Genomic DNA, 24,598 nt, shown 5'->3' with positions numbered 1-24,598 from the left:
TGGCAGGAAAATTCCCCCGTGAAGATCGCAGTGCTCTCCCGTGCGCCGCAGGCGTACTCCACCCAGCGACTGCGTGCTGCCGCGCTTCAGCGCGGACACAACGTCAAGGTGCTCAATACGCTGCGGTTCGCTATCGACCTGACCGCTGATGAACCGGACCTTCACTACCGGGGTCGGCAGCTCAGCGATTACGACGCGATCCTGCCGCGCATCGGGAACTCGATCACGTACTTCGGTACCGCCGTCGTGCGGCAGTTCGAGCAGATGGACGTGTATACGCCGAACACCGCGAACGGGATCTCGAGCGCCCGGGACAAGCTGCGCGCCAACCAGATCCTGTCGCGGCACAACATCGCGATGCCACCGACCGCGTTCGTGCGCAACCGCGCCGACGTGCGCCCGGCGATCGAGCGCGTCGGCGGGGCCCCCGTCGTCATCAAGCTCCTCGAGGGCACGCAGGGGATCGGCGTCATCCTGGCTCCGCAGGTGAAGGTGGCGGAGGCGATCATCGAGACACTGCATTCCACCAAGCAGAACGTGCTCATCCAGAAGTTCATCTCGGAGAGCCGCGGGCGGGATATCCGCGCGCTGGTCGTCGGGGACCGCGTGGTGGCGGCGATGCGGCGCTCCGCGGCGGGCGACGAGTTCCGCTCGAACGTCCACCGAGGCGGATCCGTCGAGGCCATCGAGCTCGACCCCGTCTACGAGCGGGCCGCCGTGCGCTCGGCGCAGATCATGGGTCTGCGTGTGGCAGGTGTCGACATGCTGGAAGGCGATGACGGGCCGCTCGTGATGGAAGTCAATTCGTCGCCGGGACTCCAGGGCATCGAGACGGCGACGAAGCTCGACGTGGCGGGCGCCATCATCGACTACATCGCAGGCCAGGTCGCGTTCCCCGAGATCGACGTGCGCCAGCGTCTGACGGTCTCGACGGGCTACGGAGTCGCCGAGCTCATGGTGCACGGTGCGGTCGACCTCGTGGGGAAGACCCTGGGTGAGGCCGGCCTCTGGGAGCGCGACATCACGGTGCTCACGCTGCATCGCGGTGTCAGTGTGATCCCCAACCCGCGCAAGCACGTCGTCCTGGAGGCCGACGACCGACTGTTCTGCTTCGGCAAACTCGACGAGATGCGTTCGATGGTTCCCGAGCGTCGTCGTCGTCGCGCGAAGGTCCGTCGTCTGCCCCGGCAGCCGCTCTCCGAGTGAGAAAGAAGAGCGCGGCCACCCTCCAAGGAGGATGACCGCGTTCGAGAAGTCTGTGGCGTCGGAGCTCAGCGAGGGCGCTGCGAGCGTACCTTCGTCGGGTCGATGCCCTTCGGGATCGGCAGCGACGACAGCGACTGCGAGACGGAGTCCACGCGGCGGATGACGGCAGCCATCGTGGCCTTGTCGATCGCCTTCGGGAGCTTCTTGATCGTCTTGGACAGATCGGCGATCGCGACCTCGTCATCGCCGTGCCCGACGTAGAGGACCGTGACCGGGACGCCGTGTGCGACGCGCTGGGCCTTGCTGCGCTCCTCGTTGACGAGACGCGTGAGCCGCCCGCGTGCGCCTTCGCCCACGACGACGATGCCGCCGCGGCCGATGGTGCGGTAGACCGCCTCCTGCGTCTTCGGGTTGATGCCGACGGGAGTCTCGGACGCCTGCCAGCTGCGTCCGAGGCTGGTGCTGAGCACGTGGCCGGTGGCCCCGGGCATGCCGTCGATCTTCATGTACATCGCGGACGTCGACAGCCGTGTCATGAGGAACAGGGCGCCGAGGATGCCCAGCATCAGACCGGTGATGCCCCAGAGGATGAGCGTCCAGACCTGGAAGGGCGGGATCAGATATCCGGCGAGGAGGCCGACGAGGACTCCGCCGACGAGGATCGCGATCTGTGCCCAGGGGAGCCAGGAATAAGCCTCACGCGTGAACCGGAAGAGGGACTTGATCTGGGAGAAGAACCCAGGACGCTTTTCGGGTTCAGAAGCACGCTTTGCCATGAGGACCAGCCTACCGAGTCCGCGGGCCTCGTGATGTCGTCGTTCGCGCGGAGCGGAGCGGAAGGACTCCCACTCGTCCTGCACGATCGCCACGCCGGCGGAGATCTGTCCCGATGGGCCGGAAAGGGGGTCGGAGCCGGCCCTCGCTCCGCTGTGATGGAGGAATGGCAGATGACGAGATCGAGGGCGGCCGGGGAACAGCGCTTCTACCGGGGGCGCATCGGGTGGTCCGGACACTCGATGCGAAGGAGGGGCCGTTCGCGGGCACCCTGGTCACCCAGGGGGATGGGGTGGCGGTGCGGGTGGACGCCGTCGCCCTCGGGGGCTGGGTGGGTTGGCGGTTCTCGGGCGCGGAACACGTCGCCGCACCCATCGACGTCTGTCGGCGCAGGGGAGGGCACGATGCGCTCCTTCCGTGGTGCACGGACCGGGTCCTGGGGTTCCTGGTTCGTCGCACTGCGGAGGGAGGAGCGCTGGCACCGGGCGAATGCAGCACGCTCGTGATCAGTCTCCTGCGGGGACTCGACGAACTGGGAGAAGGGGTCGATGGAGTACGGAGCGGCGTGTGGTGGCTCACTGATGGTGGGCGCCCGATGTTCGTCTTCGGGGATGGCCCCGATGCACGGGAGGGAGCTGTGGAGGTGATCCAGCGGTTGCGGGAGCAGTGCACCGACAAGGTGCTCAGGCGCGCGCTCGGCGCGGTCGAGGAGGGACTGGGGAAGGCTCTCGCTCAGCCGCGCCTTCCGCGCAGGCTCACAGATGCGTGGGAGCAGGAACTGCTGAGCGTCGCCGCACCGCAGCCGCTGGAGCGGAGTTCCCACGCGCCCGAACGCGCCAGGGACGTCGCGCGCGCGGTTGCCGCGCGTGACCTTGTCGCGCCGTCGAGTGGCCAGCGGCTGCGCGCGGATCGGGCAGGAACCCGCAACCCTCGACGTGCCACGGATGGAGGGGGATTCATCCATGGTGCCGTGGAGGACTTCCTCGGCGTGATCCGCATCCTCGTCCGAGGAATCCGGAAGATGATTCCCGAGCGGCGCACTGCGGGGGTGCCTGAAGCTGCAGGCGCCGATGCGCGAGGGCGCCTCCGACGGCGCTCGTTCATGATCGCGGGCGCGGCCGCTGCGATCGTGCTCGTCGGAGGACTGCTCTGGCCGAGCGGCGACGCGCCGAGTCAAGCCTCGGACGCGACCGGCGGTAAGCCGTCCGCGGTGCCGTCACACGAGCGGAAGGCGGAGGAGGAGACCCATCCGACGACCGATGCCGGTGGTGACAAGAAGGTCGAGCCGGACTCCGCCGCCGGGGACCCTGTGGCGGCAGTCTCCGGACTGTTGAAGACGATCGCGGAGTGCCGCGCCGCGGGAGACGCGGAGTGCGCCGGCGGGGTGGCTGCGGGCTCCGTCGGCGTCATGGATGCTCTTGCGACCGTGGAGCCGGGCTCCTCGACCGCGGAGGTCGTCGACGTGTACGGAGACGTCGCCGTGATGCGGCTCAGCGGGGGTGCGCGTGAGGGCGACGTCGAGGGCGGGCGAGTGGGCGCGTCCCCGCAGGCGATGCTCGTCCTCGTGCGCGCAGACGAGAAATGGCTGGTCCGCGACGTCTACGACGTCGCGGACCAGCCAGAGTGATTACGCCGAGGTCAGGCGCCGAGCTGAGCGGCGAACTGCGCCGACTCGAGTCGAGTCTTCACCGCGCCCAGGAAGCGTGCCGCGTCTGCCCCATCGATGATCCGGTGATCGTACGAGAGTGCGAGGTACACGTAAGACCGGATGGCGATCGCATCCGCGCCGCCGACCTTCACCAGACCGGGGCGCTTGACGACCGTTCCGGTGCCGAGGATCGCCGACTGCGGGAGGAAGACGACCGGAGTGTCGAACAGGGCGCCCCGCGAACCGGTGTTGGTCAGCGTGAACGTTCCTCCGGCCAGCTCGTCGGGCTTCAGCTTGTTGTCGCGGGTGCGCGCGGCGAGATCGGCGATCTCGTGCGCGATCTGCGCGATGTTCTTTGACGCGGCGTCACGCAGCACCGGAGTGAGCAGTCCGCGTTCGGTGTCGACCGCGATCGACACGTTCTCGCTGGCCGGATACACGATGTTCTCGCCGTCGACCGTAGCGTTCACGATCGGGAAGGCCTGCAGCGCCTCGGCAGTGGCGAGAGCGAAGAACGGCAGGAACGACAGCTTGTCGCCGGTCTTCTCCAGGAAGGAGGCCTTCACGCTGTCGCGGTAGTCGGAGAGCGCAGTGACGTCGACCTCGACGACCGTCGTCAGCTGGGCGGTCTGCTGCATGGACTCGACGGCGCGCTTGGCGAGGACCTTGCGCAGACGCGACATCGGCTGCGTGGTGCCACGCAGCGGCGAGACCTCGAGCGGAGCCGGCGCAGCGGCTGCCGGTGCAGCAGCCGGGGCTGCCGAAGCGGTCTCTGCTGCCTTGAGCACGTCTTCCTTGCGGATGCGACCGCCGACGCCGGTCCCGCTGACCGTAGCGAGATCCACGCCCTGCTGTGCGGCCAGACGACGCACCAGCGGCGTCACATAGAGGTTGTCGTTCTCGGTCGGCAGCGAGAGCTTCGGTGCGGCCGGAGCCGGAGCCGGAGCCGCGGCAGGCGCCGGAGCCGCGGCAGGCGCCGGAGCTTCGGCCGGTGCTGCTGCGGGGGCCGGAGCAGCCGGAGCGGCGGCAGCTGCCGGTGCAGGAGCAGCAGGCGCAGCCGCCGGGGCCGGGGCCGGAGTCTCTGCGGCAGGTGCGGGGGCGGCGGCCGGAGCCTCCGCGGCAGGTGCAGGGGCGGCCGGTTCCGGGGCGGCACCCGAGCCGACGCGTGCGAGCACCGCGCCGACCTCGACGGTCTCGTCCTCGGCGGCGACGATCTCCTGCAGCACACCGGCCACGGGCGACGGGATCTCGGTGTCGACCTTGTCGGTGGAGATCTCCAGAAGGGCCTCGTCGACCTCGATGCTGTCACCGACCTGCTTCAGCCAGCGAGTGACGGTGCCTTCGGTGACGCTCTCGCCCAGCTCGGGAAGCACGATGTCCGTCGCATCTCCGGACGGGGCTGCGGGCGCAGCCTCGGCCGTCGGAGCTTCGGCCGGAGCCTCCGCTGCCGGAGCCTCCGCTGCCGGAGCCTCGGCAGCCGGAGCCTCGGCGGGCGCTGCTTCAGCGGCGGGCTCGGCAGCGGCGGGAGCATCGGCTGCGGGAGCAGCGGCGGCGCCGTCACCGATCCGCGCGAGAAGAGCGCCGACCTCGACGGTCTCGTCCTCGGCCACGAGGATCTCCTCGATCACGCCGCTGACGGGGGAGGGGATCTCGGTGTCGACCTTGTCGGTCGAGATCTCGAGCAGGCCTTCATCCGCCTGCACGGTGTCTCCCACCTGCTTGAGCCAGCGGGTGACCGTACCCTCTGTGACGCTCTCGCCGAGAGCGGGGAGGACGACGGATGTGCTCATGACTGAGTCTCCTTCAGGAAGTTGTATGACGCTTATCTAGCTTAGTGACTCGGGCACCGGTTGGTGCTCAGAGGGCGTGCAGGGGCTTGCCGGCGAGGGCGAGGAACGCTTCGCCGAGGGCCTCGCTCTGTGTGGGGTGGGCGTGGATCAGCGGAGCGACGTCCTCGGGGTGCGCCTCCCAGGCGACAGCGAGCTGACCCTCGGTGATGAGCTCGCCCACGCGATCGCCGAGCAGGTGCACGCCGACCACGGGGCCGTCTTTGAGGCGGACGACCTTGACGAGGCCGGACGTTCCGATGATCTCGCTCTTGCCGTTGCCGGCGAGGTTGTACTCATAGGCGACGATCGCGTCTGCACCGTGCTCGGCGACCGCCGCTTCCTCGGTCACTCCGACCGAGGCGACCTCGGGGCTCGAGTACGTCACCTTGGGGATCTGCACGTCCGGGATGTTCGCGGGGGAGAGGCCGGCGATGCGCTCGGCGACCGCGATGCCCTGCTGGAATCCGCGGTGAGCGAGCTGGAGACCCGGGACGATGTCGCCCACGGCCCACACGCCTGCGACGCCGGTGCGCAGGTCCTGGTCGACCGTGACGAAGCCCCGGTCAAGAGTTATACCGGCCTCCTCGAACCCGAGGTCGGAGGTGACCGGACCGCGCCCCACGGCGACGAGAAGATAGTCGGCCGTGAACTCCTTGCCGTCATCGAGGGTGACAGTGACGGACGAGTCGTCCTGTGTGGCGCTCTGGAAGCGGATGCCCAGGGAGTACTGGATGCCCCGACGGCGGAATGCGCGCTCGAGGCCCTTGCTGAGCGCGATGTCCTCGTTCGGCACGAGGTGCGGCAGCGCCTCGACGATCGTGACCTCGGCGCCGAAGGACCGCCAGACGCTGGCGAACTCGACACCGATCACACCGCCGCCGAGGATGATGACGCGCTCGGGGATGACGTCGAGGGCGAGTGCCTGCTCGCTGGTGAGGATTCGGCCGCCGATGTCGAGGCCGGGCAGCGATCGGCTGTACGAGCCGGTCGCGAGCACGACGTCCGTTCCCACGTACACGTCGTCGCCGACGCTCACGCTGCGGTCGGGGTTGAGTCGACCGAGACCGGGGACGGTCGTGATGCCTCGGGCCTTCACGAGACCTTCGAGGCCCTTGAACTTCTTGGCGACGATGCCTTCCCGATACGCGCGTACGCCGGCCGGGTCGATGCCGTCGAGCGTGGCGGTCACACCGACGGACGCGGCGTCACGCACGTGCTCGGCGACCTCGGCCGCGTGCAGCAGAGCCTTGGTGGGAATGCAGCCGCGGTGCAGGCAGGTGCCGCCGACCTTGTCCTTCTCGATCAGTGCGACGGATTTGCCGAGTTCGCTCGCGCGCAATGCCGCGGCGTATCCGCCGCTGCCGCCGCCCAGGACGACGATGTCGAAGGTGTGAGTGGTCATTTGTCATGCCTCCTTGTGGGATGCTGCGGCGAAGGCGATGATCGATCGGGCCATCGCCCCCGTGGGGCCCTTCTCGGTGAAGCCGTACGGAGATCCGCCGTGTTCGCCGGAACCTGCGATGTCGAGGTGAACCCACGGGATCCGCGGTGCATCTTCGGCCTCCGAGGTGCGACCGACGAATCGGCGAAGGAACAAGCCGGCGAACGAGGCACCGCCCATGCGGTCTCCCATGTTCGCGTTCTGCAGATCGGCGATGGGGGACTCGAGCGACTCCTCCATGTACGTCGGCAGGGGCATGTGCCAGGCGGGCTCGTCCGCATCCGCGGCAGCCGCGAGGAACTCTGCGACCGTGTCATCGTCGCCGAAGACGCCGGTGTGGCGATGTCCCAAGGCCGCGACGATCGCGCCCGTGAGGGTGGCGACATCGATGATGACGTCCGGCTGCTCACGGCTCGCGGCCACGAGTCCGTCTGCGAGCACCAGTCGGCCCTCGGCGTCGGTGTTCTGCACTTCGACGGTCGTGCCGTCGAGGATTCGGATGACATCGCCCGGCCGGAGCGCACGACCGGACGGCATGTTGTCCGTGATGCACAGCCACGCGGTCACACGGACCGGGAGTCGCAGTGCGGCGATCGCACGGAGCGCGGCGAGAGACGTTGCTGCTCCCGCCATGTCGAACTTCATCCCGACCATGGATGCCGCGGGCTTGAGCGACAGACCGCCGGTGTCGAAGGTGATGCCCTTGCCGACGAGCGCGATGTGTCGCTCGGCGGCGGCGGGGGAGTAGTCGAGGCGTACGAGTCGCGGGGGACGATCCGATCCCTGACCGACGCCGAGGATGCCGCCGAAGCCCTTCTCGGCGAGGGCGGTCTCGTCGAAGATCTCGACGGTGACATCGAGGTCGGCGACGCTGTCGGCGGCGCTCTGCGCGAGCTGCGCGGGGCTCTGCCATTCGGCGGGGACGTTCACGAGGTCCTTGATGAGGGCGACGGCATCGCCCACGACCTGGGCGCGGACGGCGGCTTCGTCTTCGAGGGGCGAGTGCAGAGTGACCGCGGTGGCGCGTGTCTTGCCCTTCTCGGTGCGGTATCCGTCGAATCGGTGACCACCGAGCACCGCTCCCTCGGCCGCCGCTGCGGCGAACTCCGCGAGGTCGTCGGAGAGCGCGACGGCGACGTGATCGAATCCGACGAGTGTGCGCAGCGCGACACCGGCGGCATTGCGCACGGCTGCGGCATCCGGCTTGTCTCCCGCGCCGACGACCGCGAAGGGGAGCGAGGTCACATCCGGTGCGTACACCCGGGTGAAGGATCCGGTCGAACCGGTGAATCCGACGCCGGACAGCGCGTCCGCGAGGCCGGGGTAGGCGGCGAGTGATTCGGTCGACTCGGAGAGGGAGGAGACGACGAGCACTGCGGCATCTGCAGCGCTTCCGGGGAACTGAGCGGTGGTGTGCGAGAGCACGGGAAGCGTCATGCCTCCATCCTAGGATCTCCGCCGCAGCATGGTCGCGCGCCCTCGGTGCGCGTGTTCGCTCTCAGCATGATGTGCCGCGCCCTCGCATCCGGACCTGCTCGTAGCATGGAGGCATGCCCTTCTCCGGTGAGATCCACGAACGCGTCGCGATTGCGCCGACGGTGCCGCACGGCCTGCCCCTGGTGCTGCTTCTCACCGGTTTCACCGATGCCGGGAGCGCGGTCTCCGGCCTCATCGATCACCTGCGCGAGACGGCTTCTCCGGAGCCGATCGTCGTGTTCGACAACGACGTGCTGCTGGACTACCGGGCTCGTCGACCCGTGATCTCGTTCGATCAGGATCACCTGACCGAGTTCCGGCCGCCGCGGCTGGAGCTTTCGCTCGCGACGGATGCCCTCGGGCGTCCGTTCCTGCTTCTCGCCGGCTACGAGCCCGATTTCGCGTGGAATGCTTTCGCGAGCACGGTGCTCTCCTTGGCGGCGGAGTTCGAGGTTTCGGGCCTGCACTGGGTGCATTCGATCGCGATGCCCGTCCCCCACACCCGACCGATCGGCACCACCGTCAGCGGGAACCGCCGTGAGCTCACGGTCGCACATTCGGTGTGGCGACCGCGCACCCAGGTGCCCGCGACGGCCGGTCATCTCCTCGAGTTCCGATTCGTCGAGCGCGGCGACCGCGCCGTCGGCTTCGTGCTGCTCGTGCCGCACTATCTCGCCGAGACGGAGAACCCGGACGCGGTCATCGCCGCCGCCGAACGCCTGATGGCCTCCACAGGACTCGTGTTGATGCTGGATGCCGTGCAGGAGCGCCGCGAGGACTACCTGACCCGTGTCGACGAGCAGGTGGCGGGAAACGACGAGCTCCAGCAGATGGTGCACAACCTCGAGCGCCGCTACGACGCGTACATGGCCGGCCGGAACCCCGATGACGACACGTACGACGAGGGCGGTTTCAGCGAGCGCGATCTTCCCAGCGCCGATGAGCTGGCCGCTGAGCTGGAGCGTTACCTGGCTTCGCGTCCGTCCGGCGACGAAGACAAACCGGGCCGCGGTTGAAGCGGATACGCGAGAACTTCGACGGAATGCATCCGCATCGCCACACGTGTGCGATACTAGGACTCTGACCCGTTGTCAATCGGTGTTTTCGAGCACTGGACTTGACAAGGGTCTTACTAGTGTCCGAAATGTCCCGGGGCTACCCAGCAGCCCCGTGAAAGGCGAAACGTGACTCCTGCCACGACGAAGAACACCCGGACGAAGAAGGCTGCCGAAGAGACGACCGCCGACGCTCCGGTCGAGGCCGAAGCGCCCGAGAAGCCCGCGCCGCTGAGCGCGGCCAAGCGTGCTGCCGCGAAGCGCGCCCCCGTCAAGAAGAAGAAGGCCGAGGACGTCGTCGAAGAAGACGAGGCTCCTGCCGTGGCCGCTGTCGACGACGACGAGGACGAAGACGCCAAGCCGAAGTTCACCGAGCCGCTGCCGACCGGCGCGATCGTCATCTCGTCGAACGACGACGAAGACGTCCCGGTCTACTCGACGCAGATCACCGGAGCGACGGCCGACCCGGTCAAGGACTACCTGAAGCAGATCGGAAAGGTCGCTCTGCTGAACGCGGCCGAAGAGGTCGAGCTCGCGATGCGCATCGAGGCGGGCCTCTTCGCCGAAGAGAAGCTGTCGGCGATGTCACCTGCAGAGAAGACGGGCCAGCTCGGACTCGACCTGCAGTGGGTCGCCCGTGACGGTCAGCGCGCGAAGAGCCACCTGCTCGGCGCGAACCTCCGTCTCGTCGTCTCCCTCGCGAAGCGCTACACCGGCCGCGGGATGCAGTTCCTGGACCTGATCCAGGAGGGCAACCTCGGTCTGATCCGCGCGGTCGAGAAGTTCGACTACACCAAGGGTTTCAAGTTCTCGACGTACGCGACGTGGTGGATCCGCCAGGCGATCACCCGCGCCATGGCAGACCAGGCCCGGACGATCCGCATCCCCGTTCACATGGTGGAGGTCATCAACAAGCTCGCCCGTGTGCAGCGTCAGATGCTGCAGGACCTCGGCCGCGAACCCACTCCGGAAGAGCTCAGTCGCGAGCTCGACATGACGCCGGAGAAGGTCGTCGAGGTGCAGAAGTACGGTCGCGAGCCGATCTCCCTGCACACCCCGCTCGGTGAAGACGGAGACAGCGAGTTCGGTGACCTCATCGAGGACACCGAGGCCGTGGTCCCTGCCGATGCCGTGGGCTTCACGATGCTGCAGCGCCAGCTCGAGCAGCTGCTCGACTCGCTCTCCGAGCGCGAGGCCGGTGTGATCCGCATGCGCTTCGGCCTGGGCGACGGTCAGCCGAAGACGCTCGACCAGATCGGTGACACGTTCGGTGTGACCCGTGAGCGCATCCGCCAGATCGAGTCGAAGACGATGGCGAAGCTCCGCCACCCGAGCCGCTCGCAGTCGCTGCGGGACTACCTCGAGTGATGCAGGCGAACGAGGGCAAGGCGCTCGAGACGAGCGTCGACGGCAAGAGCTATGCGCGCATTCCGCTGCGCACCCGTGTCGTGATGCCGGATGACGACCTCGCCGCCGTCATCACGGAGTACGCGAAGGACGCCGTGCAGCCGGGTGACCTGCTGTTCGTGACCGAGAAGATCGTGGCGATCACGCAGGGGCGGTCCTACCGACTCGACGAGATCAAGCCTCGCAAGCTCGCTCTGTTCCTCTCCAAGTACGTCACCCGCACGCCCTACGGCATCGGTCTCGGCATGCCGGAGACGATGGAGATGGCGTTGCGGGAGTGCGGCACGCCCCGCATCCTGTTCGCGTCCGCGGTCGCAGCGGTGACCAAGGCGTTCGGTCGTCGTGGTGACTTCTACCGCATCGCGGGCGACAAGGCGCGTGCGATCGACGGTCCCACCAAGCACACCATCCCTCCGTACAACGAGGCGGTCGTCCTCGGCCCGAAGGATCCGGATGGCGTCGCCGCCCGCGTGAAGGCGCTGATCGGAGGCCAGGCGGAGGTCGCCGTGGTCGACATCAACGACCTCGGGGGCAACATCCTCGGATCGACCCTCGACAAGGACGGCGAGCGTCGCCTGGTGAAGATCCTCGGCGACAACCCGCTCGGCCAGGGCCTGGAGTCCACGCCGCTCGGCATCGTCCGCGCGATCTGACCCGTCAGGAACCTACGAAGAGGGCCCCGGATGCCGAGCATCCGGGGCCCTCTTCGTAGGTTCAGAAGCCGATGACCTCGCGGTAGCGGGGCTTGTGACCCGTCCGGATGCCGGTGACGCTGGGCTTGTTCTCGTATACGCCGGCGCCCCAGTTGCCCTCGACGAGCACCGGTCCGTCCGGGGACACGACGATGTCCCACCCCACGTACTGCACCTGGGGCACGACCCGGGCGACCTCGTCGATGAATGCCCGCACCTCGTCCATGTACGGCAGCTGGAAGTCGGCGATGCGGTAGCCGGAATCGGGATGCGTCTCGTGCACGTGTCCGTGCGAGTCGTAACCCGCACCCACGGAGTGGCCGTTCTCGTCCAGCATCGTGTAGAAACCACCGAAGGTCATCTGGTCGCTGACAGCGCCGCGACCGAACTTCTGCGCCATCGCGAGGATGTGTGCCTTCTCACCGTCGAAGAACGCTGTGATGCGCGTCGTGTTCACGGTGCCGGGGCACACGGCAGCGAGTGCGTCGTGCTGCCGGATCACCTCTTCGATCAGCAGCTCACCGCGCGCCAGCAGCCCGCGGTGGAAGTCGTCCCAGTCCTCGATGTCGGCGGCGTGGTAACGGTGCACACCTGTCCCGGCCTGGCCGACCGGCTCTTTCGTGACGATCGTGCCGAGGCGCTGGGTGAGCTCCCGGACCGCATCCGCATTGCCCTCCTCGACGACCAGCCACTCGCGCTTCAGGAAGGGAGAGAACTGCTTGTCGAACTCGACCTTGTCCTGGAAGATCCAGCGGTAGTCCGGATGGTCGTAACGCTGGGAGAGCTGGTTCGACACCGGGTGCGTCATGAACGTCTCGCGCTCTGCCCTGGTCAGCATGGCGAAGTCGTAGTCGATGTAGTCCTGGAACCCGACGTTGTGCCGCGCGGCGGACCAGAGCATGTCGACGACGATGGCGGGCACGGCCTTGTGGTGCTGTTCCGACGCCTCCTTGGCTCGATCCACCACCGATCCGACGTCGATGCGGCGAGCACGTCCCAGCAGATAGCGAATGCGGGGCGCGAGGGAAAGACGAGACATGAGGCTCCAGGGTCGGGGTCCCCACCAGTCTACGGGGGCTCGGGAGACCGACCTGGGAGGTGGAAGATAGGCTGGAGCGCGTGTGTGAGACGACTTCGAGCGCCCTGCCCCGCGCCATAATCTCCCGCTCCGGGCTGGCCGCAGGAGCCTCCGCAGCAGTGCTCGCCGGCGGGCGCGTCGCCGATCTCCGCCGCGACGCCTGGGGGCACGGGGTTCTCGCCGTCGCGCAGGCGGTGACCGCGGCCGGCGCCGACAGCGTTCTCGTGGACGCGCGCGGCGAAGTCGACGCATTGCGGCTCGAGGGCATCGACGGCGTCACCGCGGGCGAGCCGGACATCGATGCGACCCTCCTCTACGGGCTGCCCGATGCCACGGGGATGCTCGTGACGCGACCCGTCATGCGTCTGACGGGCCGTGTCCTCTCCACGAAGCGGCTCCGGACGGGCGACGCCGTCTCCTACGGATACACCTATCGCGCCGCCGTCGACACCACGGTAGCGCTGGTCACCGGCGGGTATGCCCAGGGGGTCGTCAGGTCGCTCGGTAACCGTGCCCGTGTCGAGATCGACGGTGTCGACCGACCCATCGTCGGGCGGGTCGCGATGGACGTCTGCGTGGTCGACCTCGAAGGGGGAGACGTCCGCACCGGGGCGGAGGTCACCTACTTCGGCGGTGGAGGTTCCGTGACCGCGGGGCTCGCGCGCTGGGCGGAGATCACAGGGATGCGCCCGGCGGAGCTGGTCACGGTCGCCGGCGCCCACGCCGTGCGGGGGTGGGAGGCATGATGCGTCCGGAGCTGCGTCTGAGCAGCAGCGCGTTCCGCGCGAACGTCGAGGCCGTGCGCTCGCGCGTGGCACCGTCTGCCCTGATGCTGGTGCTCAAGGACGACGCCTACGGGCACGGGCTCTCCTGGGCCGTGGAGACAGCCGTCGAAGCGGGGATCGGGTGGTTCGGAAGCTATGACATCCGCAGCGGGATCGCGACACGACGGGTCGCGGGCGGCGATGTCCGGATCTTCGCCTGGGCGACGTCGTCCGACGAGGAGATCGATGACGCGCTGCTGCAGGACATCGATCTCGGCGTCGGCACGATCGACTATCTGCGCCGGATCGTCTCACGCGCAGAAGCGCTGGGCGCGCGTGCACGGGTGCATCTCAAGATCGACACGGGCCTGCACCGCAACGGTGTGCTCCCCGAGGACTGGGAGTCCGCGGTCGCCGAAGCGCGGCGGGCCGAGCGCTCAGGGTTGCTGGTACTCGACGGCGTATGGAGCCACATCGCCGAGGCGAGCGACGCGGATGACGACATCGCGCAGGCTGCCTTCCTGGATGCTGTCCGCATCGTGGGGGAGTCGGGTCCGATGCCCGATGCCCTGCATCTGACCGCATCCGCGGCGTCGTGGTGGCGGCCGGAGCTGCGGGGGAACGTGTCGCGTATCGGAGCGTTCTGCTACGGCATCCGCTCCGCGGATGGGCCGGAAATCGAGGGCGTCCGTCCGGTGGCGACCCTCGTCGCCGAGGTCACCGAGATCGCCGATGGCGATGCGACGATCGACATGGGGAGTTTCGACGGGCTGCCTTCCACATTGTCCGGCGCGCACGTCGGCACGCCGGATGGAGCACGGGTGCTCCGCTCCATCGGTCCCACGACGTCGGTCGTTCACGGATGGCCGGGCGCGCGGATCGGCGACGAGGTCGCCCTGTTCGGTCCGGGAGACCGCGGCGAGACGTCGGCGACGACCCTCGCGGAGCGGATCGACACCGTAGGCGAGGAAATCCTCACGCGGCTCACACCGCGGGTGCGGAGGGTCGTCGTCGACTGATCGGAGTCAGCTGACCGGGTTCAGGACTCGATCAGACCGTCTCGACGAGACGAGCGGTCTCGTCGTGCCAGCTGGTGGCGATGCTGCGGAGCTTCTCTTCGTACTTGCGGCCGTGGTGGGCGCAGAACAGGAGCTCGGAGCCGTTGACCTCGGCGGCGATGTACGCCTGAGCACCACAGGAATCACAGCGATCGGCGGCGGTCAGACGGAACTCGATGGTGGAGGTGTCACGTTCGGTCGTTGCGTTCATCTCGGTGCCTCCTCGGGTGTCGGCTTCGCTGGGGGATTTGGTCAATACAACCACGCCCTGCCTGTGCGCATGCCCGGTTTGCGGCGTGTTTCGCTCAGCGCGTACGGGAGCGTCCTCGGCTGGCGGCTCGTGGGGAGTGTCGGCCGGGTCGAACAGGCATTCGAGATTAGACTCGGAGATTGTGAATGCCGAGTACTCCGCCCATCATCTCCAGGTGCTAGAAGGCCTCGAGGCCGTCCGCAAGCGCCCCGGGATGTACATCGGCTCGAACGGATCTCCCGGGCTCATGCACTGCCTCTGGGAGATCATCGACAACTCCGTCGACGAGGCCGTCGCCGGGAACGGCACGAAGATCGACATCATCCTGCATGCCGACGGCAGCGTCGAGGTGCATGACCGCGGTCGCGGCATCCCCGTCGACGTCGAGCCGCGCACCGGTCTCACCGGTGTCGAAGTCGTCTACACCAAATTGCACGCCGGCGGAAAATTCGGCGGTGGCTCCTACGCGGCCTCCGGCGGTCTGCACGGCGTCGGCGCCTCGGTCGTCAACGCGCTTTCCGAGCGTCTCGATGTCGAGGTGGATCGCGGGGGCAAGACGTACGCGATGTCGTTCCACCGCGGCGAGCCCGGCATCTTCAAGGACTCCGGGGAGAAGCGACCGGACGCCCCCTTCACTCCGTTCGAGGACAACAGCGAACTCCGCGTCATCGGCAAGGCTCCGCGCGGGGTCACCGGAACCCGTGTGCGCTATTGGGCCGACCGGCAGATCTTCACCAAGGACGCTGCGTTCCAGCTCGGCGAGCTCGAGACCAGAGCCCGTCAGACGGCGTTCCTCGTCCCCGGGCTGGAGATCCTCGTCAAGGACGAGCGCGCCGCAGGGCAGGTCGTCCCCGTCCCGGATGCCGATGGCGAGACGACCACGGTCGGTCCCACCGTGACGTCCTACCTCTACGAAGGTGGCATCTCGGAGTTCGTCGACTACCTCGCCACTGACCCTCCGGTCACCGACAACTGGCGAATCCAGGGCGAAGGTACCTTCAAGGAGACCGTCCCGGTCCTGCAGGCAGACGGGCACATGATCGCCACCGAGGTCGAGCGTGTGTGCGCGGTGGACATCGCGCTGCGCTGGGGCACCGGTTACGACACCAGGGTCCGCTCCTTCGTCAACATCATCTCCACGCCCAAGGGCGGTACCCATCAGCAGGGATTCGAGCAGGAGCTCCTCAAGGTGCTCCGCACGCAGGTCGAGCAGAACGCCCGCCGTCTCAAGGTCGGCAACGACAAGCTCGAGAAGGACGATGTGCTCGCCGGGCTCACCGCCGTGCTGACGGTCAATCTGCCCGAGCCGCAGTTCGAAGGCCAGACGAAAGAGGTGCTCGGAACTCCGGCCGTTCGGCAGATCGTCGCCCAGGTGATCCGGAAAGACCTGGCGCAGCGCTTCAGCTCGACCAAGCGCGACGACAAGAACCAGGCCTCGCAGCTGCTCGACAAGGTCGTCTCCGAGATGAAGGCCCGCGTCTCGGCGCGCGCTCATAAGGAGACCCAACGCCGGAAGAATGCGCTGGAGTCGTCCACGCTGCCGACGAAGCTCGTCGACTGCCGCACGAACGAGGTGGAGCGCAGCGAGCTCTTCATCGTCGAGGGAGACTCGGCTCTGGGCACTGCCAAGAACGCGCGCAACAGTGAGTTCCAGGCCCTGCTGCCGATCCGCGGCAAGATCCTCAACGTGCAGAAGGCCTCGGTCGGCGACATGCTTTCGAACGCCGAGTGCGCATCGATCATCCAGGTGATCGGCGCCGGCTCCGGTCGGACCTTCGACATCGATGCGGCGCGCTACGGCAAGGTGATCCTGATGAGCGACGCCGACGTCGACGGCGCGCACATCCGCACCCTGCTGCTCACGCTCTTCTTCCGCTACATGCGTCCCCTGATCGAGCACGGACGCGTGTTCGCGGCCGTGCCGCCGTTGCACCGCGTGATCGTCATGAACCCCGGGTCGAAGCCGAACGAGACCATCTACACGTACAGCGAGCAGGAGATGCACGCGCTCCTCGCGAAGCTCCGCAAGGCGGGCAAGCGCTGGCACGAGCCGATCCAGCGCTACAAGGGCCTCGGAGAGATGGATGCCGAGCAGCTCGCCAACACGACCATGGACCGCTCCGGTCGTCTGCTGCGTCGTGTGCGCATGGAGGATGCGGAGGCCGCGGGTCGCGTGTTCGAGCTGCTCATGGGCAACGAGGTGGCACCTCGCCGCGAGTTCATCATCGACTCCTCCGACCGGCTTTCGCGAGAGTCGATCGACGCCTGAGCCGGACCGGAGGCTCGCGGTGATCCGCGGCCTCCGGCGAACTCAGACGAGAGTGCGGCCGATGCTGCCGATCACGCCGTCGATCGGCTGACCGGAGGCATCCCGCCGTGCTCCCGCCTCAGGGAGCTTGCGAACCGCCCCGGTCGGGTCGACGGCCTGCGGGGGGTTCTGCCCGACCCAGGCGACCGTGAGACGATCCTCGCCTTTCAGGAACGCGTGGGCGCGCACGCCGCCTGTGGCGCGGCCCTTGGCGGGGTACTCCGTGAACGAGGACACCTTGGCGCGACCCGGATCGGTTCCCGGCAGGATGCTCTCGCCCCCGGAGACCGTCGCGACGACCGTCTCGGCCGTGGGATCGACCGCGCCGAAGAAGAGCACGGAGGCGCCGGCGCCGAGCTTCACACCCGCCATGCCGCCCGCGGGTGCGCCCTGGGGGCGTACGGCAGACGCGGCGAAGTGCAGCAGTTGCGCGTCGGTCGTGACGAACACGAGCTCGGCGTCGTCCGGTGCCTCGGCGGCACCGACGACCGTGTCGCCGGGCTTCATGCCGATGACCTCGAGGTCGGGTCGGACCGGGAGCGACGACGGGACGATGCGCTTGACCGTGCCCTGCGCCGTGCCCAGTGCGATCGGGATCTCGCTGTCGAAGCGGACGAATCCGACCACGCGCTCGCTCTTGGCGGTGATGCCGAGGTAGTCGCGCAACGGTGTGCCCGCGGCGAGCTGGACCGATGTGGCCGGTACGGACGGGAGATCGACGGGGGAGAAGCGCACGACCCGGCCGAGGCTGGTGAGCGCTCCCAGGTCGGCGCGGACCGTGGTCTCGACCGTCGTCAGGATCGCATCGTGCTTGCTACGGCGTGCGGGGAGGGCGAGTTCCTGGCCTTCGCCGAGATCGACGCGGACCGTCCGACCCGTGGTCGAGAGCACGAGCACCGTCGGGGCGTCGGCGATCTGCAGGTCGACCGCGCCCTTCGTGGCGCGCGGCTTGGGCGGCGCGGCGTTCATCAGCAGAGTGCGTCGCGGGGTTCCGTACGCGTCGGCGGCGGCGTCGAGTTCCTTGGCCACCACGGTACGGAGCAGCACGGGGCTGCCCAGGAGTTCTCGGAGTGCGGCGATCTCCGCCAGCAGGGCGTCGCGCTCGGTCTCCAGCTCGATGCGGGAGAACTTGGTGAGGCGACGCAGCCGCAGTTCGAGGATGTACTCGGCCTGCAGCTCGCTCAGATCGAAAACCGAGCGCAGACGCGTGCGTGCCTGCTCGGAGTCGTCGGACGACCGGATGACCTGGATGACCTCGTCGATGTCGAGGATCGCGATGAGCAGACCCTCGACGAGGTGCAGTCGCGCTTCACGCCGTGCGAGACGGTACCTGCTTCGACGAGTGATCACCTCGAGACGGTGCCCCACGTAGACGCTCAGCATCTCCTTGAGGCCGAGTGTGCGCGGCTGACCGTCGACGAGGGCGACGTTGTTGATGCTGAAGGAGTCTTCCAGCGGTGTCAGGCGGTACAACTGCTCGAGCACCGCGTTGGGGTCGAAGCCGGTCTTGACACCGATCGCGACGCGCAGCCCGTGGTTGCGGTCCGTGAGGTCGGTGACGTCGCTGATCCCCTGCAGCTTCTTCGCCTGGACCGCGTCGCGGATCTTCTCGATCAGGCGCTCGGGGCCGACCATATACGGCAGCTCCGAGACGATGATCCCGGTGCGGCGCGGACCGAGCGGTTCGATCGAGGTCTTTCCGCGGACTTTGAGCGCTCCGCGCCCGTTCGTGTACGCATCCTTGACCCCGTCCAGACCCATCAGGATTCCCCCGGAGGGGAAGTCGGGGCCGGGGACGAACTCCATCAGATCCTCGGTCGTGGCGTCCGGATTCTCGAGCAGATGCGTCGCGGCGGCGACCACCTCGATCAGGTTGTGGGGCGCCATGTTGGTCGCCATGCCCACCGCGATGCCGCTCGCGCCGTTGACCAGGAGGTTCGGGAACGCCGCAGGCAGCACCGCCGGCTGCTGGAACTGCCCGTCGTAGTTCGGGATGAAGTCGACGACGTCCTCGTCGAGGTTCTCGGTCAGCGCGAGGGCGGCTGCCGCGAGACGCGCCTCGGTGTATCGGGCGGCAGCAGGGCCGTCGTCGAGCGAGCCGAAGTTGCCGTGTCCGTCGACCAGGGGCACGCGCAGTGCCCACTCCTGGGCGAGGCGTACGAGTGCGTCGTAGATCGCCGAGTCGCCGTGGGGATGGAGCTTTCCCATCACCTCGCCGACGACGCGGGCGCTCTTCACGTGGCCGCGGTCGGGGCGCAGGCCCATCTCGGCCATCTGGTAGAGGATGCGGCGCTGTACGGGCTTGAGCCCGTCTCGCGCGTCGGGGAGGGCGCGCGAGTAGATCACCGAATACGCGTACTCGAGGAACGAGCCCTGCATCTCGGTGGAGAGATCGATGTCCTGGATGCGCTCCTCGACGGGCTCGGGCGGCGGAGTTTTCGGCATGGACTTCCTGAAGGCGTACGGGAGCCTGTGTCAGACTGGCTCGGATGTCCCTCATGCTACCGTCCGTGCCGCCGAGCGCCCGGAGCGTCGTCGGGGTGGCGGACGACCTGTTCGCCGCGCTGCGCGGCGAATCCGAGGTGCTTCCGCGCGCGGAGTCGGTCGTCCTCGTCGTCGTCGACGGGCTCGGCGCGATCAGTCTCCGCGGGCACAGCGGGCATGCTCGTGCTCTGACCGCGGGGATGACCAGGAAGGATGTCGCCCAGTCCGTCTTCCCCTCCACGACGGCGGCGGCTCTCACGAGCATCGTCACCGGGGTGTGGCCTGGTGAGCACGGGCTCGTCGGGTATCGCGTCGTGGATGCGAGCCGGGATGTCCTGGTCAACCAGCTGAGCGGCTGGGAGAGCGATGGGCTGGACCCGCTGACCTGGCAGCCCGCACCGACGGTCTTCGAGCGGGCAGCGCAGGACGCGCGAGCGAGCTTCGCCGTCGGCCTCGCCGCCTACGCGCACAGCGGCTTCACGAAGGCGACGCTCCGCGGCGCGGATTTCGTCGCAGCGGCGACGCCGGCTGAGCGCGTCCAGGTCGCCTACGAACTCGCGCGAACCCATCAGGGTTCCCTGGTCTATTGCTACCTGCCGGAGGTCGACAAGGCGGGGCACAAGCACGGGGTCGCGTCGGGGGAGTGGGTAGCAGCGCTGGAGGAGATCGATGCGGCGCTCTCGGTGCGCGTGCCCCCGGGCGTCGGAGTTCTCGTGACGTCCGACCACGGGATGGTCGATGTGCCCGCGAATCGGCAGGTCGTCCTCGAGGAGGAGCATCTCGTCGGCACTCGCCATGTCGGTGGTGAGCCACGGATGCTCCACGCCTACCTCGACCCCGAAGCCGACGCTGCCGCGGTGATCGCCCGCTGGCGCGCCGATCTCGAGGCCGTGGCCGATGTCGTCACGCGGGAGGAGGCGATCCGAGGCGGACTGTTCGGTCCTACCGTGACGGATGCCGCAGCGTCACGGATCGGCGACGTCCTGGCCATCTCACGAGGTGCCTGGGCCATCTATGACGGCACGGCTGCAGACCAGCGTGGGCGCGGGATGATCGGCCAGCACGGAGCCGTCACCCCGGAGGAACGACAGGTGCCGCTCATCCGGTTCGGCGCTTTCGCCCGCTGACGGTGCCGCGAACCACACCCCGAACCCGGGATCACTCGTCGGTGCGCGCTCCGAAGACGATCTCATCCCACGAGGGCATGGCATTCCGCCGACGTCGCCGGCCGCTGCCGTCGCCGGATTCCGGCGTCGTCGATTCGGGTGCAGGCTTGGGGGGCTCCGGCTCATCCGCCTGCTCGAAAGCGTCGAAGAGCGAGATCGGGCTCGGCTCGGAGTGCGAGCTGTCGTCGGTCTCATCGAGCAGTGGAGCCGTTTCGCGCTGACCCCGGCGGCGACGGAGTGCCTCGAGGAGATCGGCCGTCTCGGGGCTCGTGGTCTGAGTGTCCGGCGCTCGCTTGATCGCCGCATCCTGCGCGGCGACGTCGGAGCGCTCGGGCAGAGAAGGGTCTTCGAACTCGGCCTCGGGCGTCGGCAGCAGCCGCGGGCCGAACGCACCGGAGTCGAAACGGCTCTCGTCCTTGTAGGGCGAGGTGATCCGGTCGGCCTCGACGGCACGGAGGCGCGGAATGAGACCTTCGGGCAGGGAACCCTGGCGCGAGAGCTGGGTCGCGTCCGCGTTCAGGGGCGAGAGAGCGCTGCGGCGGGGGTCGAAGCTCCACCGGGCGTCGTGCTCGACGTCGTTGGAGGTGAACTCCAGCTTGATGGTCCAGCCGGAGTCCTCTTTCCAGCTCGCCCAGCGCTCGGACGTCGCCTCGAGGTCGGCGAGCTTGGCCCGGACGGCGGCGCCGAACGTCGGCTGCGCGTCGGGTTCGACCTCGCTTCCGATGAGTACCGGCACGGCGAGCGCCTGACCGATGACGTGTTCGCGCTCGGCGAGCACCGGACCTTCGAACCGCGCGACGTCGTCGACGCTGATCCCGAGCAGTTCGGCGACCTCGACCGCGGTGAGCCCGGCGCGGATCTGCGCCTGGATGTCACGCGGGCTCGCGGCGAGTTTCTGCGCGGTCGGCTCGGCTTGGCGAGTGGCGCGGCGGATCTCCCGCTGCAGCATGTCGTCGATGGGCAGCGCGAACCGCTCGCCCGACTCGGTCGCGAGTACGAGGACTCCTGCTTCTGTGCCGACGATGGTGACGTTTTCCATGCGAATGCCCCTCTGATGGGTGTTCGTTCATGGTGTCACGCAGGGGGCTCCCGAGCCGGGAATACCCTGGGCGTGCCGTGAGTTTGCTCTGTCGCACGGACGAGCATTTGCGTTATCTCCTCGGGTCGTGCAAACTATGGCCGCCGAATACCCGACGGCGCACCACCCACTCGCACCATGAAAGTGGAGATCTACCGCATGGCAACCGATTACGACGCCCCCCGAAAGAGCGAAGACGACTCCGAGTCGATCGAAGCCCTCAAGGAGCGTGTGCCGGACAAATCTTCCGGCTCTAGCGGGGACGAAGACTCCGACAACCCGTCGAACTTCGACCTTCCGGGTGCCGACCTTTCCGATCTCGAGCTCGATGTCGTCGTGCTGCCCGCGCAGCAGGACGAGTTCACATGCATGAGCTGCTTCCTCGTGAAGCACCGCTCGCAGCTCGACCACGAGGGCGCATCCGGGCCCATCTGCAAGGAGTGCGCTGCCTGAGCAGACACTTCGAGCGACGTCTCACGCGCCCCCGACCTCCGCGGTCAGGGGCGCGCTGTCGTCTACGGGGTGCGGTTGTCAGCCCTGGGCGGCGCGGATGGCCGCGGCCAGACGGTCAGGCGTGCGCGTGGAGATCGTCCACGCGTCGACGGGGTCGTCCTGGTCGAGATTCGGGACCACGACGATCCCGTCGATCCCGCCGCGGATGAGGTGCCACCCCCGGGCCGGAAGACCGGGGCCCCGCGCCTGCCTGGCCTCTTCGCCGCTCAGTGCCACGGGCTCGCCGAGGAACTTCGCGTCGATGTGCGCGCGGCCCGCGCGCAGGGTCGTGCCCTCGACGGAGACGATCGGCGTCGCCGCGATGAAGGCGAACACCAGCAGCGCCGACACGGCCGCACCGAGTATCAGTGCGACGGTCGAACCGACCGGCACGAAGACGAGTGACACCATCGGCCCCGCGACCGCGACGGTCACGAGCAGCCAGAGGCTGGGGGCGAGTCGTTCGCGGTAGTGGGGGCGTGCGTCTGTGGCGGGGTTCTGCATTAGCCTCATGGGGTGACCGATTCCGTTGATGTCCCCATTATCGCCGCAGTGGTCCCCGGGTACGCACATCCGGGAGATGCGGGAGCCGATCTGGTCGCGGCCGAGGCCGTGCATCTGGAGCCGGGGGAACGGGCGCTCGTGGCCACCGGAGTGCGCATCGCGCTCCCCGACGGCTTTGCGGCATTCGTCGTGCCGCGCAGCGGACTCGCGGCCAAGCACGGGATCTCGATCGTCAACTCTCCTGGAACCGTCGACGCCGGCTACCGCGGGGAGATCAAGGTGAGCCTGATCAACACCGATATCAGGAGCGCGTACGATGTGGCGGTCGGCGATCGTATCGCGCAGCTGATCATCATGCCGGTCACGCGCGCCACGTTCATCCCGGTCGACGAGCTGCCGGACAGTGTTCGCGGTGCCGGTGGATTCGGTTCCACCGGATATCAGGCAGCGACCCACCAGAACGAAGCAGGACAGGCCCATGACTGACAACAACGAGACCCCTTCGAAGTCGGCACCTCTGAATCGTGCCACCGACGGTCCCTTCGACGACTCCGAGGCGAACCCGGTCCGCCCGTACATCGACCTGGGCGGCATCAAGATCCTCCCGCGCGAAGGCCTGAACCTTCGGCTCGAGGTCGAGGAGCAGTCGAAGCGCATCGTCGCGGTCGGGCTCGACTACGCCGACTCCTCCCTCCAGGTGCAGCCGTTCGCGGCCCCGCGCACCGGTGGGCTGTGGGACGAGACCCGCGTGCAGCTCCGCGATCAGGTGAAGGCGCAGGGCGGTCGAGTCGAAGAGCGGGAGGGCCCGTTGGGCAAGGAACTCCTTGCCGAGGTCCCCGCCACGGCCGCAGAAGGATCCGGCCTGCGTCTCGCGCGCTTCATCGGCATCGACGGTCCGCGCTGGTTCCTCCGCGGCGTGATCGGTGGAGCAGGCGCCTCCGACCCGGATGCGGCGGAGAAGGTGGAAGATCTCTTCCGCTCGATCGTGGTCGTCCGCGGCGGCGCTCCGATGCCCCCGCGCGATCTCATCCCGCTGAAGATGCCGGCGACCCCGGGCTCCGCGTGACCACTCCGGAACCGGACGCCGATCGCGAGAAGAGCACGTCCGAGCTCCTCGGAGCGGCGCTCGGAGGAGCCGCACGTCGTGCCGGGCTCGATCCCGCAGAGAGCGCCAGCACGCACAAGGTCGTCTGGTCCGCGATGGGCGGGTGGCGAGGCATCCTCGAGTCGGTTGTCCCCAGCCTCGCGTTCGTCATCCTCTTCACCATCCGCCCCGAGCCGCTGATCCTGTCCCTCGGGATCTCAGTGGGCCTTGCCGCGCTCTTCACGATCGTGCGCCTCGTGCAGAAGTCCCCGCCGTCCGCCGCGCTCGGTGGACTCATCGCCGCGGTCGCCGCGGCCGCACTCGCTCTGTGGACGGGGCGCGGAGCGGACAACTTTGTCCCCGGACTCATCACGAACGCCGTCTACGGCTCGGTCATCCTGGTGTCCGCGCTGATCGGCTGGTCGCTGATCGGTCTCGCCGCAGGCTTCCTGATGGGGGAGGGCACGACCTGGCGGAACGATCGGCGCAAGCGGCGTGCCTACTTCTGGCTCGGGATCGCCTGGGCCGCGCTGTTCTTCGCACGTCTGGCGGTGCAGCTTCCGCTCTACCTCGCCGGCGACGTCACCGCGCTGGGCACGCTCAAGCTCATCATGGGGCTGCCGCTGTTCGCACCGCTCATCGCCGTCACCTGGCTGGTGGTCCGCGCGCTCCACCCGCGCGAGCCCGCGCGCGAAGGCGCCCCCGAGGCGTGATAGATTTATCTTGACATCAAGATAAATCGCAGGCTTTCGCCGGTGAGCTGTGCGGGGCAGACTGGTTAGGTCCGCCTTGCTAGCCGCAGGG

22 protein-coding genes are annotated in these 24,598 nt (G+C 68.2%); 13 read left to right on the top strand and 9 right to left on the bottom strand.

Going from position 1 to position 24,598, the window contains the following annotated elements; genetic code table 11:
• The first annotated feature begins 18 nt into the window (after window positions 1–18).
• Complete coding sequence (locus CQ045_RS15870; RefSeq protein ID WP_029265073.1) at window positions 19–1,206, top strand: RimK family alpha-L-glutamate ligase; 1,188 nt, start codon at window positions 19–21, stop codon at window positions 1,204–1,206.
• 65 nt (window positions 1,207–1,271) lie between these two features.
• Here the strand turns inward: CQ045_RS15870 and CQ045_RS15865 are convergent, their stop codons facing one another.
• Window positions 1,272–1,982, bottom strand: coding sequence for a DUF4191 family protein (locus CQ045_RS15865; protein ID WP_105725540.1), 711 nt, complete (start codon window positions 1,980–1,982; stop codon window positions 1,272–1,274).
• A 224-nt stretch (window positions 1,983–2,206) separates the two neighbouring features.
• Here CQ045_RS15865 and CQ045_RS15860 point away from each other — a divergent pair, with 224 nt between their 5' ends.
• Entirely contained in the window at window positions 2,207–3,607 is a 1,401-nt protein-coding gene (locus CQ045_RS15860; RefSeq protein ID WP_258131104.1) for a hypothetical protein, read from the top strand.
• 11 nt (window positions 3,608–3,618) lie between these two features.
• Here CQ045_RS15860 and sucB read toward each other — a convergent pair whose 3' ends face one another.
• From sucB to CQ045_RS15845, 3 genes are all read right to left on the bottom strand, one after another.
• A complete protein-coding gene (gene sucB / locus CQ045_RS15855; RefSeq protein ID WP_105725445.1) occupies window positions 3,619–5,418 on the bottom strand; it encodes a 2-oxoglutarate dehydrogenase, E2 component, dihydrolipoamide succinyltransferase in 1,800 nt (599 codons plus the stop codon).
• 67 nt (window positions 5,419–5,485) lie between these two features.
• Entirely contained in the window at window positions 5,486–6,859 is a 1,374-nt protein-coding gene (gene lpdA / locus CQ045_RS15850; protein ID WP_105725443.1) for a dihydrolipoyl dehydrogenase, read from the bottom strand.
• A 3-nt stretch (window positions 6,860–6,862) separates the two neighbouring features.
• Window positions 6,863–8,335, bottom strand: coding sequence for a leucyl aminopeptidase (locus CQ045_RS15845; protein ID WP_105725441.1), 1,473 nt, complete (start codon window positions 8,333–8,335; stop codon window positions 6,863–6,865).
• A 113-nt stretch (window positions 8,336–8,448) separates the two neighbouring features.
• Between CQ045_RS15845 and CQ045_RS15840 the strand changes: the two genes are divergently transcribed.
• From CQ045_RS15840 to CQ045_RS15830, 3 genes are all read left to right on the top strand, one after another.
• Window positions 8,449–9,390: a proteasome assembly chaperone family protein gene (locus CQ045_RS15840; protein WP_105725439.1), complete on the top strand. Its 942-nt coding sequence runs from the start codon at window positions 8,449–8,451 to the stop codon at window positions 9,388–9,390.
• 168 nt (window positions 9,391–9,558) lie between these two features.
• Window positions 9,559–10,797: an RNA polymerase sigma factor gene (locus tag CQ045_RS15835; RefSeq protein ID WP_105725437.1), complete on the top strand. Its 1,239-nt coding sequence runs from the start codon at window positions 9,559–9,561 to the stop codon at window positions 10,795–10,797.
• Window positions 10,797–11,489, top strand: coding sequence for a coenzyme F420-0:L-glutamate ligase (locus CQ045_RS15830; protein WP_181156607.1), 693 nt, complete (start codon window positions 10,797–10,799; stop codon window positions 11,487–11,489). The genes CQ045_RS15835 and CQ045_RS15830 overlap by 1 nt, the downstream gene beginning before the upstream one ends.
• 61 nt (window positions 11,490–11,550) lie before the next feature.
• Here CQ045_RS15830 and CQ045_RS15825 read toward each other — a convergent pair whose 3' ends face one another.
• Window positions 11,551–12,567 carry a sugar-transfer associated ATP-grasp domain-containing protein gene (locus tag CQ045_RS15825; RefSeq protein ID WP_105725433.1) on the bottom strand — a complete coding sequence of 339 codons (1,017 nt, stop codon included), beginning with the start codon at window positions 12,565–12,567 and terminating at the stop codon, window positions 11,551–11,553.
• 80 nt (window positions 12,568–12,647) lie between these two features.
• On the opposite strand from CQ045_RS15825, the gene CQ045_RS15820 reads away from it, so the two are divergent.
• Window positions 12,648–13,352, top strand: coding sequence for an alanine racemase (locus CQ045_RS15820; protein WP_258131102.1), 705 nt, complete (start codon window positions 12,648–12,650; stop codon window positions 13,350–13,352).
• Complete coding sequence (locus tag CQ045_RS15815; protein WP_105725429.1) at window positions 13,349–14,389, top strand: alanine racemase; 1,041 nt, start codon at window positions 13,349–13,351, stop codon at window positions 14,387–14,389. The genes CQ045_RS15820 and CQ045_RS15815 overlap by 4 nt, the downstream gene beginning before the upstream one ends.
• A gap of 31 nt (window positions 14,390–14,420) precedes the next feature.
• On the opposite strand, the gene CQ045_RS15810 is transcribed toward CQ045_RS15815, so the two are convergent.
• Window positions 14,421–14,639, bottom strand: a complete 219-nt coding sequence (locus CQ045_RS15810; protein WP_105725427.1) for a hypothetical protein — start codon at window positions 14,637–14,639, stop codon at window positions 14,421–14,423.
• Window positions 14,640–14,820: 181 nt separating this feature from the next.
• Between CQ045_RS15810 and CQ045_RS15805 the strand changes: the two genes are divergently transcribed.
• Window positions 14,821–16,947: a type IIA DNA topoisomerase subunit B gene (locus CQ045_RS15805; RefSeq protein WP_105725425.1), complete on the top strand. Its 2,127-nt coding sequence runs from the start codon at window positions 14,821–14,823 to the stop codon at window positions 16,945–16,947.
• A 42-nt stretch (window positions 16,948–16,989) separates the two neighbouring features.
• On the opposite strand, the gene CQ045_RS15800 is transcribed toward CQ045_RS15805, so the two are convergent.
• The gene (locus CQ045_RS15800) at window positions 16,990–19,431 is read right to left on the bottom strand and encodes a DNA topoisomerase (ATP-hydrolyzing) subunit A (RefSeq protein WP_105725423.1); all 2,442 of its coding nucleotides are present in this window, start codon (window positions 19,429–19,431) and stop codon (window positions 16,990–16,992) included.
• Window positions 19,432–19,475: 44 nt separating this feature from the next.
• Here CQ045_RS15800 and CQ045_RS15795 point away from each other — a divergent pair, with 44 nt between their 5' ends.
• Complete coding sequence (locus CQ045_RS15795) at window positions 19,476–20,597, top strand: alkaline phosphatase family protein (RefSeq protein ID WP_258131101.1); 1,122 nt, start codon at window positions 19,476–19,478, stop codon at window positions 20,595–20,597.
• A gap of 31 nt (window positions 20,598–20,628) precedes the next feature.
• Here the strand turns inward: CQ045_RS15795 and sepH are convergent, their stop codons facing one another.
• Entirely contained in the window at window positions 20,629–21,675 is a 1,047-nt protein-coding gene (gene sepH, locus CQ045_RS15790; protein WP_105725421.1) for a septation protein SepH, read from the bottom strand.
• Between the two features lie 198 nt (window positions 21,676–21,873).
• On the opposite strand from sepH, the gene CQ045_RS15785 reads away from it, so the two are divergent.
• Window positions 21,874–22,167, top strand: a complete 294-nt coding sequence (locus CQ045_RS15785) for a DUF4193 domain-containing protein (RefSeq protein WP_105725536.1) — start codon at window positions 21,874–21,876, stop codon at window positions 22,165–22,167.
• Window positions 22,168–22,245: 78 nt separating this feature from the next.
• Here the strand turns inward: CQ045_RS15785 and CQ045_RS15780 are convergent, their stop codons facing one another.
• Window positions 22,246–22,710, bottom strand: a complete 465-nt coding sequence (locus CQ045_RS15780) for a DUF3093 domain-containing protein (protein ID WP_105725419.1) — start codon at window positions 22,708–22,710, stop codon at window positions 22,246–22,248.
• Window positions 22,711–22,722: 12 nt separating this feature from the next.
• Between CQ045_RS15780 and dut the strand changes: the two genes are divergently transcribed.
• Genes dut through CQ045_RS15765 form a run of 3 tightly spaced genes read left to right on the top strand, consistent with a single transcriptional unit; the run spans window position 22,723 to window position 24,507 of the window.
• Window positions 22,723–23,196: a dUTP diphosphatase gene (gene dut / locus CQ045_RS15775; RefSeq protein WP_181156606.1), complete on the top strand. Its 474-nt coding sequence runs from the start codon at window positions 22,723–22,725 to the stop codon at window positions 23,194–23,196.
• On the top strand, window positions 23,189–23,776 hold the full coding sequence (locus CQ045_RS15770) for a DUF3710 domain-containing protein (RefSeq protein ID WP_105725415.1): 588 nt from the start codon (window positions 23,189–23,191) through the stop codon (window positions 23,774–23,776). The genes dut and CQ045_RS15770 overlap by 8 nt, the downstream gene beginning before the upstream one ends.
• Window positions 23,773–24,507, top strand: coding sequence for a DUF3159 domain-containing protein (locus tag CQ045_RS15765; protein ID WP_105725413.1), 735 nt, complete (start codon window positions 23,773–23,775; stop codon window positions 24,505–24,507). Before CQ045_RS15770 ends, CQ045_RS15765 begins: the two co-directional genes overlap by 4 nt.
• The last annotated feature ends 91 nt before the right edge of the window (window positions 24,508–24,598 follow it).

This window comes from Microbacterium sp. MYb66, from assembly GCF_002979435.1.
GTDB lineage: Bacteria > Actinomycetota > Actinomycetes > Actinomycetales > Microbacteriaceae > Microbacterium.
This window is presented reverse-complemented; position numbering and strand designations above follow the sequence as displayed.